At 68.9% G+C, this 13,426-nt stretch carries 12 protein-coding genes; 6 read left to right on the top strand and 6 right to left on the bottom strand.

The features are described from left to right. Positions 1-44 precede the first annotated feature (44 nt). Positions 45-1,229: a sorbosone dehydrogenase family protein gene (locus DMH03_RS18625; protein WP_125793294.1), complete on the bottom strand. Its 1,185-nt coding sequence runs from the start codon at positions 1,227-1,229 to the stop codon at positions 45-47. Positions 1,230-1,555: 326 nt separating this feature from the next. Between DMH03_RS18625 and DMH03_RS18620 the strand changes: the two genes are divergently transcribed. Further along, positions 1,556-2,710 (top strand): thioester domain-containing protein, encoded by a 1,155-nt coding sequence (locus tag DMH03_RS18620; protein WP_125793293.1) that lies wholly within the window; start codon positions 1,556-1,558, stop codon positions 2,708-2,710. A gap of 138 nt (positions 2,711-2,848) precedes the next feature. On the opposite strand, the gene DMH03_RS18615 is transcribed toward DMH03_RS18620, so the two are convergent. Next, positions 2,849-3,610, bottom strand: coding sequence for a helix-turn-helix transcriptional regulator (locus tag DMH03_RS18615; RefSeq protein WP_125793292.1), 762 nt, complete (start codon positions 3,608-3,610; stop codon positions 2,849-2,851). Between the two features lie 54 nt (positions 3,611-3,664). On the opposite strand from DMH03_RS18615, the gene DMH03_RS18610 reads away from it, so the two are divergent. The 3 genes from DMH03_RS18610 to DMH03_RS18600 all read left to right on the top strand — a co-directional run bounded on the left by DMH03_RS18610 (position 3,665) and on the right by DMH03_RS18600 (position 6,994). Then, a complete protein-coding gene (locus tag DMH03_RS18610; protein ID WP_125793291.1) occupies positions 3,665-4,849 on the top strand; it encodes an MFS transporter in 1,185 nt (394 codons plus the stop codon). Positions 4,850-4,938: 89 nt separating this feature from the next. Beyond that, positions 4,939-6,249, top strand: coding sequence for a lipase family protein (locus DMH03_RS18605; protein WP_125793290.1), 1,311 nt, complete (start codon positions 4,939-4,941; stop codon positions 6,247-6,249). 100 nt (positions 6,250-6,349) lie between these two features. After that, entirely contained in the window at positions 6,350-6,994 is a 645-nt protein-coding gene (locus DMH03_RS18600) for a TetR/AcrR family transcriptional regulator (protein ID WP_233611552.1), read from the top strand. On the opposite strand, the gene DMH03_RS18595 is transcribed toward DMH03_RS18600, so the two are convergent. The 3 genes from DMH03_RS18595 to DMH03_RS18585 are packed head-to-tail and all read right to left on the bottom strand — an operon-like array spanning position 6,991 to position 10,225. Then, positions 6,991-7,839 (bottom strand): SDR family oxidoreductase, encoded by an 849-nt coding sequence (locus DMH03_RS18595; protein ID WP_125793288.1) that lies wholly within the window; start codon positions 7,837-7,839, stop codon positions 6,991-6,993. The genes DMH03_RS18600 and DMH03_RS18595 overlap by 4 nt on opposite strands. Next, positions 7,836-8,735: an alpha/beta fold hydrolase gene (locus DMH03_RS18590; RefSeq protein ID WP_125793287.1), complete on the bottom strand. Its 900-nt coding sequence runs from the start codon at positions 8,733-8,735 to the stop codon at positions 7,836-7,838. The genes DMH03_RS18595 and DMH03_RS18590 overlap by 4 nt, the downstream gene beginning before the upstream one ends. Further along, the gene (locus tag DMH03_RS18585; RefSeq protein ID WP_125793286.1) at positions 8,732-10,225 is read right to left on the bottom strand and encodes an NAD(P)/FAD-dependent oxidoreductase; all 1,494 of its coding nucleotides are present in this window, start codon (positions 10,223-10,225) and stop codon (positions 8,732-8,734) included. Before DMH03_RS18585 ends, DMH03_RS18590 begins: the two co-directional genes overlap by 4 nt. Positions 10,226-10,314: 89 nt before the next feature. On the opposite strand from DMH03_RS18585, the gene DMH03_RS18580 reads away from it, so the two are divergent. Continuing rightward, entirely contained in the window at positions 10,315-11,559 is a 1,245-nt protein-coding gene (locus tag DMH03_RS18580; RefSeq protein ID WP_125793285.1) for a CdaR family transcriptional regulator, read from the top strand. Positions 11,560-11,789: 230 nt separating this feature from the next. Here DMH03_RS18580 and DMH03_RS18575 read toward each other — a convergent pair whose 3' ends face one another. After that, a complete protein-coding gene (locus tag DMH03_RS18575) occupies positions 11,790-12,116 on the bottom strand; it encodes a hypothetical protein (RefSeq protein ID WP_125793284.1) in 327 nt (108 codons plus the stop codon). Between the two features lie 455 nt (positions 12,117-12,571). Between DMH03_RS18575 and DMH03_RS18570 the strand changes: the two genes are divergently transcribed. Continuing rightward, positions 12,572-13,351 carry an isocitrate lyase/phosphoenolpyruvate mutase family protein gene (locus DMH03_RS18570; RefSeq protein WP_125793283.1) on the top strand — a complete coding sequence of 260 codons (780 nt, stop codon included), beginning with the start codon at positions 12,572-12,574 and terminating at the stop codon, positions 13,349-13,351. Positions 13,352-13,426 lie beyond the last annotated feature (75 nt).

Genomic DNA, 13,426 nt, shown 5'->3' with positions numbered 1-13,426 from the left:
CCGGATCCCGGCCGCGCCGGGCGGACGCGGCCGGGAAGCGGGTGTCAGCCCTTGCGGGCGAACGAGATCCGGTGCAGCCCGCCGGGTGTTTCGTCGGCCAGGTACAGCTCGCCGTTCAGGTCGGTGCCGAACGTGGTGGCGTCGAGCGGGAACTCGCCGATCCGGGCGCTTTCGTAGGTGCCGTCGGCCTTCTTGCGGACGGCCCAGGCGGTTCCCTGGCAGAAGTCGGTGGCGAGGTAGGTCCCGCCCGCCAGCGCGGCGTACTTCCTGCCGCGGTAGACGTGCCCGCCGATCACCGCGCAGCCCTCCGTGCCGGAGACGTAGTGGAAGACCGGGTCGGTGTAGGTCACGCCGTCCTTGCAGCGCGTCTCGTCGAAGACGACCGGACCTTCCTTGCAGGACCAGCCGAGGTTCGCGCCGCCCTTGTCCTTCGCGAGATGGTCGACCTCCTCGAACCGGCCCTGGCCGACGTCGCCGATCCACAGCGAGCCATCGGCCCGGTCGAAGGAGAACCGCCACGGATTGCGGAGCCCGTACGCCCAGATCTCCGCCCGCGCGCCCGCGACACCCACGAACGGGTTGCCCGCCGGGACGCAGTAGCGCAGCGGACGGCAGGCGCGGTTGACGTCGACGCGCAGGATCTTGCCGAGCAGCGTGTCCAGCCGCTGCCCGCTGGCCAGCGGATCGCCGCCTCCGCCGCCGTCACCGATCCCCCAGTACAGGTACCCGTCCGGGCCGAAGGCCAGCTGGCCACCGTTGTGGTTGGGGAATTCGGCATGCGGCTGGGTCAGCAGTTCGGTGAGCTCCCCGGTGTCCAGCCGGACCCGTGCCAGCGTCACCGCGCTGTCGGACTTGCGGGTGTAGGCGACGTACGCGCGCCTGTCCTTGGCGATCGCGAGCCCGAGCAACCCGCGTTCGACGTCCGCGCCGTTCACCTTGTCGCTGATGTCCAGAACCGGTTTGGCGGCGAGCCCGGTCCTGGGATGGTAGGCCCGGACGACGCCTCTCTTCTCCACGATGAGGATCCGGCCGCTCCCGTCGTCGAGCGCCGTGATCGCGGTCGGGTTCACCAGCCCGGACGCGACCTTGGTCGCCGTGGCGGTCAGTTCGCCGAGCGGAACACCCCGCGCTTCCACGGTTTCCGCGCTGCTCGCGGCCGGGAGCAGCGCTCCGGCCAAGGCGAGCCCGGCCACCAGGGACAACCCCCGGCGGAGGTGCCGTCGCGTCATGTGGACTCCAATCGCCGTTGAATGGTCTGGTCCAATTCAAGCGCGGCCGGAGCAGCGACGGTACCTCCATCCGCGAGCTTTTCGTCGGTTTCTTTCCGCCGGAGCCCCGTTGCCTACTCGCCCAAGATCGTTTTCTCGGCGTTCACTCTTCTATCGGGGCAATTCGGACATGAGCCATACCCCTGAGTAGCCACATGTATGACCTCTGTATGCTCCGCTCTCGCTCGATGGGATTAGTAACCCCCCATCTGGGCGAGCCGTTGCGGTCGGGGCCTGTGGTCGCATTCGGCACTGGCATTCGTGGTCCGTATTCGGATGGGAGACACATGCACGGCAGGTCAGTTCTGGTTCGCGGCGGGATCGCGGTGGTCAACGCGGCCGTCGCGCTGACGATGGCGGCCCCGGCCGCCCTCGCGGACGACGGCGCGGCTCGCGGCCGGGTCGTCGAAGGCAGCGGCACCGACGGTTTCAGCGTCAGCTTCGAGGGCGGGCAGAAGTACGTCACGAAGCTGTTCGGGCTGAAGCTCTCCGACGGCAGCAAGCTCAAGATGTACTGCGTGCAGGTCGAGGTCGGCATGCGCACCGACCAGGACATGATCGAACGCCCCTGGAACAAGTACCCGGACGCCGCTTCGCCGTTCAACAAGAACAACGCGAAGATCAACTGGGTGCTGCACCACGGCTACCCGGCGGTCGCCGTGAAGAAGCTCGAGGGCGCGCTCGGCAAGGACGTCAAGCTGAACGGCGGCCTGTCCGTCGAAGAGGCCGTCACCGCGACGCAGGCCGCCGTCTGGCACTTCAGTGACGGCAAGAACCTCGACCGCAAGAAGCCGCTGCCGCACGAGGGCGCCGAAGAGTCCGCCGACGTGCTGGCCGTCTACGACTACCTCGTCGGCAAGGACAACGTCGGCATCGGCCAGCAGCCGAAGCCGACCCTCGACATCGGCCCGGCCAAGGCCTCCGGCGCGACCGGCTCCAGGATCGGCCCGTTCAGCGTGGCCACCACCGGCGACATCACCGAGCTGACCAGCAAGCTGCCCGAGGGCGTCAAGGTCACCGACGCCGACGGCAAGGAGATCAAGGCGGCCGCCATCAAGGACGGCACCAAGGTCTACGTCGACGTCCCCAAGGACGCCAAGGACGGCAACGGCTCCTTCACGCTGAAGGTCAGCGGCCACCTCGACACCGGCCGCCTGTTCGTGGGCGAGAACTACGCCAAGGTGCCCGCCCAGTCCCTGATCGTGGCGGAGTCCGAGAAGACCTCGGTCGTCGCGAACGCGACCGCGAGCTGGAAGCAGGGTGGCGCGCCCGTCACCGAAACCCCGGCCCCCACCACCCCCGGTGGCGCCGAGTCGGGTGGCGGCGACGAGCTGGCCAACACCGGTGCTTCCGCGACCATGCCGCTGGTGATCGGCGGCGCGCTCCTCGGCGCGGGTGTGCTGATGGTGCTGCTGGTGCGCCGTCGCCGTAGCGAGGCGTAAGAAGCGAACGACGAAGCGGGGCCGGTCCACTGTGGACCGGCCCCGTTTTCATTGGGGGGCGTGGGTGGCAAGGGCATCGGAACGTGGGGGGTCGGGTTGGTCGTGAGTGGCGTTTCGGGTTAGAACCCGAAACGCCACTCACGACCCGCCGGACCGGCGCGCGTCGTAGTGCGTGCCCGGCGTATGCCCGAAGGCGCGGCGGAAGACGTCGATGAACGCACTGGTGGACGACCACCCGCAAGCGTGCGCCACCGCGGTCACCTGGGTGTTCTCGGCCAGGAGGACCAAGGCGCGGTAGAGCCGCAGCTGCGTGCGCCATTGCGGGAACGTCATGCCGAGGTCGGCTTTGAAGAGCCGGGCCAGGGTGCGGTCGCTCGCCCCGACGCGGGCGCCGAGAGCGGCCAGGGTCCGGTTGTCGGCCGGATCGGCGCTGAGGATCTCGCACAGGGCACGCAGCCGGGGATCTTCGGGCGTCGGCAAGTGCAGGGGTTGCTGCGGCGAGGCGCGAAGCCGGTCGAGCAGGACCGCTCGCAGCCGCCGGCGTTCCGGGGTGTCGTCGTGCGGCGGGTCGGTGTACGCGCAGATCAGTTCACGCAGGAGCGGGCCGACGGCGAGCACGCTCGGTTCTGCCAGCCGCAACGGGTTCACCGTGGCGGGCAGGCCGACCAGCCGGAGTTCGAGGTCGCCGTGCGCCTGATGGGCGTGCACGGTCCCGGCTGGCACCCAGATGGCCCTGGTGGCGGGCGCGACCCAGGAACCCCTGTCGGTGGTGATGGCCAGTACGCCACGGGCGGCGTAGACGACTTGGTGATCGTCATGCCGATGCGCGTCGACCGTCGTGCCGGAGGCCAGCGACCGGACCTGGGTCGGCGCCGCGGGCAAGTGGCGGATTTCCGTCATCGTCTGTCATTTTATCGGAAGCGCGACAGCCGTGGCCGCGACGAACATGGCGGGATGTCGAAGAACAAAGCGATCGTCCTGCTCTCGGCCGGGCACGCGTGCGTGGACGTGTATCAGGGTTCGGTCGCCGCGCTGGTGCCGTTCTTCGCCGCCGAGCGCACCTACGGATACGCGGCGGTGTCGGGCATCGTGCTCGCCGCGTCGCTGCTGTCGTCGGTGGCGCAGCCGGTGTTCGGCGCGCTGACCGACCGATGGGCGATGCCGTGGCTGCTGCCGGCGGCCACCCTCCTCGGCGGGCTCGGCATCGGCCTCGGCGGGCTGTTCGGTTCGTACGCGCTGACGCTCGTTTTCGTCGCGGTGTCGGGAATCGGCGTGGCCGCCTACCACCCCGAGGCAGCGCGGGTCGCGAGAATCGCCGGCGGCGGCGGGCATACGGCCATGGGCTGGTTCTCCCTCGGCGGGAACATCGGGTTCGCCGCGGCGCCCGTGCTCGTCGCCGCGGTCATGTCCCTCGGCGGACTCCGGATGTCGCCGCTGCTCGTCGTACCCGCACTGGCGGGCGCCGTGCTCTGCCTGCCCGTCCTGCGCGCGCTCGCCGGAAGTGCCCGCTTCCGCGGCTCGTCGGCGGACGCCGCGGGCGTCGACGACTGGAGGTCCTTCGTCAGGTTGTCGGTGGCGGTGGTCTTCCGTTCGATCGTGTTCGTCGGGCTGAGCACGTTCGTCTCGCTCTACGCCCAGCAGCGGGTCGGCGGCGGCACGACGACGGGCAGTGCCGCGCTGTTCCTGCTCTACCTCGGCGGCGCCGCGGGCACCCTGCTGGGCAGCAGGCTGGCCGGACGCCGGGGTCGCGTCACCGTGGTGCGCCGGTCATATCTGGCCACCATCGGCGCGGTCGCGGGCGTCGTGTTCGTGCCGGGCCCGGCGTTCTTCCCGTTCGTCCTGCTGGCCGCGGTGTGCCTGTACATCCCGTTCTCCCTGCAGATCACGCTCGCCCAGGACTACCTCCCCGGCCGCGTCGGCACCGCCAGCGGTGTCACCCTCGGCCTGACGGTCAGCATCGGCGGTCTCGCGAGCCCCGTCATCGGCACCGTCGCGGACCACACCTCCCTCCAGACGGCGCTGCTGCCGCTGACGGCGCTGCCGCTTTTGTGCTGGATCACAACGCGCACCCTGTCGGAGCCGTGCTCCGTCCAAACCGGAACGGCCGCGGAAGAAGAAATGTCAAGAACGCGTCGATAAATGATGTACGACCCTGTACACCATCGGTTACCGGCTGGTAGGTTCCGAGCATCCAAAACGTGATCCACTTCATGATTCAAAGGGGAGTCATGACCCGAAAGCCCGCTCGTCTGCTGGCCGTCGCGATCGCCCTCATCGTCACTTTCGCCGCCGCGCCCGCCGCCTCCGCCGCCACCGCGACCGATCCGTTCTACAGCTACGACGGCAGCGAACCGCTGTCTTCGTACAGTCCCGGAACAGTCTTGAAGACGCGGACGCTCAATTACCACGTCCTCGGCATTTCCACGCCGCTCAAGGTGACCCAGCTGCTCTACCGGACCACCGACGCGCAGGGAAAGCCGTCCGCCAACGTCACTTCGGTGCTGCGCAGCCTCACCGGCGACAGCACGAAAGCCGTTTCGTACCAATCGTTCTACGATTCGCTCAATCCCGAGCACGGCCCGTCGAGGGCGATCGCGGGTGATGTCTCGTTCGGCGGCCTGATCGCCAACGCGGAGTCGCTCTTCATCGCACCGGCGTTGCTGCTGGGCTACAACGTCGTCATTCCCGACACCGAAGGCCAGAAGGCGAACTTCGCCGCCGGGCCGGAATACGGGACGAACACCCTGGATTCGGTCCGCGCCGCGACACGGGCACCGGAAACGGGAATGAACGACAAGACCCGGTTCGGTCTCATCGGCTATTCGGGTGGTGCCATCGCGACCGGCTGGGCCGCCGCTCTCGCGCCGGATTACGCCCCCGAGGTCAACAAGAATCTCGTCGGTTTCACCGAAGGCGGCGTGCTCGTCAAACCGTCGCACAACCTCAAGTACGTCAACGGAAGCGTCGCGTGGACCGGCGTCATTCCGATGGCACTCATCGGCGTCTCGCGGTCCTTCGGTATCGATCTCAAGCCGTACGCGAATTCCTACGGCCTTCAGGTGCTCAAGGACATGGAAAAGGCGTCGATCGCCGACGCGCTCGGCCGTTATCCCGGGCTGACGTGGGAGAAGTTCGTCAAACCCGAGTACGTCAACCCGAACAAGGTGCTGCCGTACGTCGAGGCCGTGAACAAGATCAACCTCGGCTCCGCGCCGACGCCCACCGTGCCCGGCTACATCGCGCAGGGCAACAACGGTGTCGTGGAAGGCACTTTCGGCAACCCGCCGGGGATCGGGACCGGCGACGGGGTGATGGTCGCCGGTGACGTGCGGTCGCTCGCGCGCCAGTACTGCGACACCGGCAACAAGTCGATCAAGTACGACCAGTACAACACCTTGAGCCACGTCGGGGCGGCCGTCGCCTGGGCGCCGCAGGCCATCGGCTGGCTCAACGACCGGTTCGCGGGCAAGCCCGCGCCGTCCACCTGCGGAAAGATCGCACCCGGCAACTCCCTCGCCCCGGAGGTTCCGGTCGGCTGACCACGGAAGTCCGTGAGGGCCTCCTTCCCTACCCTGACAGTAGGGAAGGAGGCCCTCACGGACCACTGGTCCAACCACCGGGACCGGTACCGTGCGGCACGTGACCGAGCACCGCAAGCTGCCGAAGGGGCCGCACAATCTCAGCCGTGACGAGGTCGCCGGAACCCAGCGGGCCCGGCTGATCGACGCGGTACTCGAGAACACCGGTGAACGCGGCTACGTCGCCACCACCGTCGGCCACATCACCGCCACCGCGCGCGTGTCACGGACCTCGTTCTACGAACAGTTCGCCGGCAAACAGGACGCGTTCCTCGCCGCCTATCGCGACATCACCGGCGAGTTCATCACCCAAGGCGTCGCCGCGGGCGCACAGGCCGCGACTCCGCTGGACGCCGTCACCGCCTGCTGCGACTTCCTCGTCGACTACGTGCACCGGCGGCCCACCGCCGTCCGCGCCGTCCTGCTGGAGATCTACGCGCTCGGCGACGCGGGACTCGAAGTACGGGAGAACACCTTGCGCGCCGGGGAAGCCGTCTTCGACCGGACGGCGAAATGGCTGCGCGCCACCGATCCCACGCTGCCGGCGCCGCCACCGTTCACCGCACGGACGGTGGTCGCCGCCACCATCGAACTGATCACGCAGGCCATCTGGATCGGCACCGAAGAGGCTTACGGCCAGGCACGCGAAGCCGTCCGCTACACCTGGCTGCTCGGCTTGCTCGGGCACCGGAGCGTCGACGCCTAGCGGGCGAGGCGCCGTCGTTCGAACTCGACGATCAGCTTCGGGTACCGGCGCGGGAGCAGCCGGACGAGCCGGTCGACCAGTTTCGCGTCGTTTCCGACGAGTACACGCGATTTCCCGGCCTCGACCCCGTCGATGATGATGCGGGCGGCCTGGTCGGCCGGCATCTTCAGCAGCTTTTCGTTGTACAGGCGGACACGTTCCCGCTGTTCGGCGGTGGGTTCGATGCCGCGGGCCTGGGCCTCCTTCAATGCCGCCGAGGCGATGCCGGTCTTGACCCCGCCCGGGTGGACGACCGTCACCCGCACCGGATGCCTGCCCGCGATCATCTCGGTGCGCAGTGCCTCGGTGAAACCGCGGACGCCGAACTTGCTGGCGCAATAGGCACTCAACGTCGGCTGGGCCATGAAACCGTTGAGGCTGGAGACGTTGACGACCTGGCCGTCACCGGAGTCGATCAGATGCGGCAGGAAGGCCTTGGTGCCGTTGATGACGCCGAAGAGGTTGACCGCGAGCGTGCGGTCGTACAGTTCCCAATCGGCGTCGAGGACGGTCTGCCCGCCGCCCGCGATCCCCGCGTTGTTGTAGATCTGGTGCACCACACCGAACTGCCCGGCGACGGTGGCCGCGTACTCCAGGACGGCCGCCCGGTCGCTGACGTCCAGCGCGGCGCCCTGCACCTCCGCGCCAAGGGCCTTGACCTCGGCGACGGTCTCGGCCAGCCCGGTTTCGTCCACATCGGACAGTGCGAGCCGGGCACCGCGCCGCGCGAGTTCGAGGGCCAGCTGACGGCCGATGCCGGAACCGGCGCCGGTGACGACGGCGACCTTGCCGCGAACGCTGCTCATCGCGTTTCTCCTGCCGGGTCGAGGGCCAGTTCGGCGGTGAGCTCGACGAGCCTCTCGACGAGGCCCGGGGCGATGTGGTGGCCCATGCCGGGGATCTCGACGTAACGGGCTCCGCCGATGGCCTTGGCCGTCGCCCGTCCGCCGCTGTGGTGGACCATGCGGTCGGTGTCCCCGTGGACCACGACCGTCGGGCAGGTGATGCGGCCGAGTTCGGCGGTGCGATCGCCGCTGGCCTGGATCGCGCCGATCTGGCGGGCGATGCCGCTGCGGGCGCGCCGTCCGCCCGCCCGTTCCCAGAGAGCGGTGGCCCAAGCCGTTTCGACGTCCTTGTCCAGCGGGAACGTGGCCGAACCGAGGTGGCCCATCATCGCCAGATGCCCGGTCACCGACTCCTCGGCCGTCCGTGCGGGCCGCCTCGCCATGCGCAGCAACGTCGACCGCGCCGGCTGCCCGACGCGGCGGTGCCCGGTGGTGGAGAAGATCGACGTCAGCGACCGGACCCGGCCGGGGTTCCGGGCGGCGACGGTCTGGGCGATCATGCCGCCCATCGACATGCCGGCCAGATGCGCCTGCTCGACGCCCAGGTGGTCCAGCAGGCCGACGGTGTCCGCCGCCATGTCCCCCAGGTCGTACGCGCCGGGCAACGGGCGGGCCAGCAGTTGCCGGAGCTTGCCGGGATTCGGTGCCTTGATGCGATCCGAGCAGCCCGCGTCGCGGTTGTCGAACCGGATGACGCGGAAACCGCGGCGGGTGAACCCCTCGATCATCGGCCGCGGCCACGACGTGAGATCGAGACCGAGACCGGCGATCAGCACCAGCGGCACACCGTCGGCCGGGCCGTCTTCGCGGTAACAGATCTTCGGGCCGCCGGGCAGGTCGGCGAAGCTGTCGGTCACGAGCTCACCGCTTCCCGGACGTTGGCGTGGGAGAAGTGCAGCTCGGGATCGGTGATGTCGTCCGCGCGCAGCAGCTTGATGTCCGAGTGGTAGCTCATCGAGGTCAGCCATGGCATGCGGTCGCCTTGGCGCGGGAGCTGGTCGAGCGCGCGCTGGACGTATCCGGCGGCGAAGTCCAGGAACGGCTTCTTCGGCATGTCCGGGTCGGCGACGACAGGACGGCAGACGTCGTAGCCGTGGGCGTCCATATGCGCCAGCAGGCGGCAGAAGTGCTCGCACAGCAGGCCTATCTTGAGCGTCCACGACGAGTTCGTGTAGCCGATCGCGAACGCGGCGTTCGGCACGTCCGAAAGCATCATTCCCTTGTACGCGACGGTTTCCGGCAGGATCACCGGTTCGCCGTCGACGCTGAGCTTCGCCCCGCCGAACACCTGGAGGTTCAGGCCGGTGGCGGTGACGATGATGTCCGCTTCCAGCTCACGCCCGGATTCGAGCAGGATCCCCTTTTCGGTGAAGGTCGCGATCTTGTCGGTGACGACGTCGGCCTGCCCCTTCCGGATGGCGGCGAACAGGTCGCCGCCGGGGACGGCGCACAGCCGCTGGTCCCACGGGTCGTACGGCGGGTTGAAGTGCTCGTCGACCGGATAGTCCTTGGGAAGCTGCTTCTTGTTGACGTACCGGATGAGCCCGCGGGCGGTCTTCGGGAACTTCTGGCAGAACTGCCAGACCGCGAGTCCCTTGCGGATGTTCTTGCGGCGGGTGAGCGCGTACGCCCGCTCGTCGCCGAGGATCTTGCGCAGGCCGTTGGCGATCTTGTCCTCGCGCGGCACCGGCATGACGTAGGTCGGGGTGCGCTGCAGCATCGTCACGTGCGCCGCGGTCCCCGCCATCGCCGGGATCAGGGTGACCGCGGTGGCGCCGCTGCCGATCACGACGACGCGTTTGCCCGCGTAGTCGAGGTCTTCCGGCCAATGCTGCGGGTGCACGATCGTGCCGGCGAACCGGTCCCGGCCCTCGAAACGCGGGGTGAAGCCCTCGTCGTAGCGGTAGTAGCCGCCCGCGTTGAACATCCAGCCCGCGCTGAGCCGGGTGCGCTCGCCGGTGTCGGTGCGCTCGATCTCGAGCAGCCAGCGGGCCTCGTCGCTCGACCAGGCCGCCGAGAGCAGCTTGTGGTGGTAGCGGATGCTGGACTCGAGGCCGTTCTCGGAGACCGTCTCACGCAGGTACGACAGGATCCGGGGCGCGTCGGCGATGGACTGCTTGTCCCGCCACGGCTTGAACTCGTAGCCGAAGGTGTGCAGGTCGGAGTCCGACCGGATGCCGGGGTAGCGGAACAGGTCCCAGGTGCCGCCGGACGTGCCGCGGGCCTCCAGGATGGCGAACGTCTTGCCCGGGTTCTCGGTCTTCAGGTAGCGCGCGGCCCCGATCCCGGAAATCCCGGCACCGATGATGACCACGTCGAGGTGCTCGACGGGTGTGCTCGTCGTCATGCGGTACTCCAGCCTCGTCTCGGTTGTCTCCACGATGCGGGTCAGGCGGGGAATTGCGCTAGCACTATCTGCACCATCATGATGTACGGATGGTGCAAAGTGCCGCATCGCCGTGGCCGACCCTGTCCCCCGAGGCACGCGATCTCTTCCGGCGTGGCGCCGAGATCGTGCTGCATCCGCGCGCCGAGTGGATCGAGGAACTGCACGAGGCCTCGCTCGGCGGGGGCAGTATGCGCGCGGTCGCCGAGGACCCCGTCCTCACCGAGGGCACCAAACGCGCGAATTTGGCGAATCTGCTGCACTGGGCGGCCGCGAACGTGCAGCGCCCCGGGATGCGGGTGTCCGCCAACCTGAACCAGGAAGTGCTCGACGGCGCCCGCGACATGGTGCGCCGCGGCTTCGACTCCGGCGGCCTCGACGCCTACCGGCGGGCGCAGGGGGTGGCCTGGCGCCGGTGGATCGAGATCTGCTTCGACCTCACGTCCGACCCGGTGCTGCTGCGCGAACTGCTGGACGTCTCGTCGCTGTCGATCACCACGTTCATCGAGGACACCGTCGCCGCGGTGTCCGACCGGATGGCCGCCGAACGCTCGGAACTGACCCGCGGCGCCCACGCCGAACGGCGGGCCACGGTCACCCTCCTGCTGGAAGGCGCGCCCATCAGCCGCTCGCGGGCCGAAGCCCAGCTCGGCTATCCGCTCGCCGGCCCGCATACGGCCGCGATCGTCTGGAGCGGCTCGGCCACGCCGTCGTCCCAGCAACTCGAAAGCGCCGCCGAAACCCTCATGCGGGCCAGCGGCGCTTCACACCGGCTGACCGTCGTCGCCAGTGCCGCCGCCCTGTGGGTCTGGCTGCCCGGCCGGACCCCGCCGCGCGCGGACCGGCTCGCCGAAGACCTCGCGCCCCATCCCGACGTCCGGGTGGCGCTGGGGCGGCCAGGCAGCGGGATCGACGGCTTCCGCCGCAGCCATCTGGACGCCGCCGCCACCCAGCGGATGCTCGCCAGGCTCACCTCACCGCAGCAGATCGCGCGGTACCAGGACATCCAGCTGCTCGCCCTGCTCACCGGCGACCCGGCGCAGGCAAGCGAATTCATCGCCGACACCCTCGGCGAACTCCGGCACGCCGACGCCGAAACCCGGGAAACCGTCCGGACCTACGTGCACGAACTGGGCAACACGACACGGACCGCGGAACGGCTCTACACCCATCGCAACACCGTCGTCCGACGGCTGGCGCGGGCCGACGAACTGCTCCCCCGTCCGTTGGCGGAGAACGCGGTGAACGTGGCGGTGGCGCTGGAAACGTTGCGGTGGCTGGGAAGCGGCGCTTGAGGTCGCGAGTTTCGGCGAAGTGGGCGGGGTAAGGCAAACGTGGCATGGTCGGTGCAGGTGGTCGTGAGTGGCGATTCGTGTTCTATTGAACCGAAGGTCGAACGTGTCTTGTCGGGCGGAGTGTCCGAGGACCGGGGGCCGCTGGGTGGTCGTGAGTGTTATGTGTCGTTCTAACGACCCGAAACACTCACGACCACCCAGCGGCCGTGTCGCCACCTTTGCCTTACCTCTCAGTAACCCGAATCGCCACTCACGACCCGTGGCAGGTCCAGGTTCCGGAGCATGGCGCGCTGTTCGGCGGTCGGCTCACCCTCGACCGTGATGGTGAACGGGGGCGTTTCCTTGCGGGAGCGCAGAAAGTTGCCCCAAGCGATCCCCAGGTTCGCCAGCCCGGTCAGGGAGCCGGTCGACATGCGGATGGCCTCGAAAGCGCCCGTGTCGCCGGATTCCGCGGTGCTGATCGTCGCGGACCGCGTCACGTCGGCATCATCACGGAGCCAGTTGTAGAACTCTTTCAGCGCTTGTTCGTCGCCGGCGGCGTTGATCGTCAGCTCCACGGGACCTCCCTCGAAACGCGATATCCCTACCAGTCGCGGCTTTGTCCCGGGGCGTAACAGGAATCCTGTTCTGAGACTGACCGGTGATCCCGAGGGCGGACAACGATGTCATCGCTGCGCCATTTCGTCCTTTGCCTGATTCTGACGGCGATTCCCTTACCAGCAGGGAAACCGGTGACCGCCGCGCGGCAGGACACGTTCCCGGTTCCGACCGGCTGCACATCGGCCGCCTGCTCCGGCCGCACGTGTCCGATGTGGACGGTACGGTCCCGGCAGAGCAGTTCAAGGGCATCTTCATGCGGTTTCTCGCCGACCTGGCCGCCGCGACGAATTCCCCGGTATACCGTGACTACGCCCGGCGGCAGACGACTGGCGGACCCAGGCGAGCGGGCTCGGCGCGCTCACCGCGGCGTCGCGAGTGCTCCCCTCCTTGCGTCGGCCTCTAGATTGGAGGCATGGTTTCCCCCGCCGAAAAGGCCACCCGGCTGCAGGACTTGCACGCCGCCCCCGAACTGCTGCTCGTCGTCAACGTCTGGGACGCGATCACCGCGAAGGTCGTCGCCGAAACGCCCGGCACGCAGGCGCTCGCCACCCCCAGCCACGGCATCGCCTCCGCCCGCGGCTACCCCGACGGCGAGGTGATCCCCCGCGACGAGATGATCGCCGAGGTCGCCCTGATCGTCCGGTCGGCGGGTGACCTGCCGGTCACCGCCGACCTGGAAGCGGGCTACGGCGACCCGGGCGGCACGGTCGCCCGCGCGATCGAGGTCGGCGCCGTCGGCTGCAACCTCGAAGACCAGATGAAACCGCTGGACGAGTCCGTCAAAGCCGTCGAGGCCGCGGTCGCCGCCGCCCAGTCCGCCGGTATCGACTTCGTGCTCAACGCCCGCACCGACGCCTTCCTCCGGGCAGGCGACCGTGACCCCGAAGAGGTGCTGGCCGACGCGATCACCCGGGGCCGCGCGTACCTGGACGCCGGCGCGTCGAACGTCTTCGTGCCCGGCAAACTCGACGAAACCCAGGTCGCCAAGCTGGTCGAGGCGCTGGGCGAGCGCAAGGTGAACCTGATCGGCGTCCCGGGGTCGATCCCGCTGGCCACCGCGCAGAAGCTCGGCGTCTCCCGGGTGTCCTACGGGCCGTTCAGTCAGAACGTCGCGCTCACCGCGCTGGCGAAGCTCACCGAGGACGTCTACGCCGGCGGCGGCCTGCCCGCCGACATGCGCAAGCTGAACTGAACTCGGCGCTCCCCGTAGCGGGGTCAAGGGGACTTTCACCGCATCTCATGCGGTGAAAGTCCCCTTCGCTACACG

This window comes from Amycolatopsis sp. WAC 01376, from assembly GCF_003947415.1.
GTDB lineage: Bacteria > Actinomycetota > Actinomycetes > Mycobacteriales > Pseudonocardiaceae > Amycolatopsis.
The sequence above is the reverse complement of the archived record's forward strand: the minus strand, read 5'-3'. Positions and strand labels throughout refer to the sequence as shown.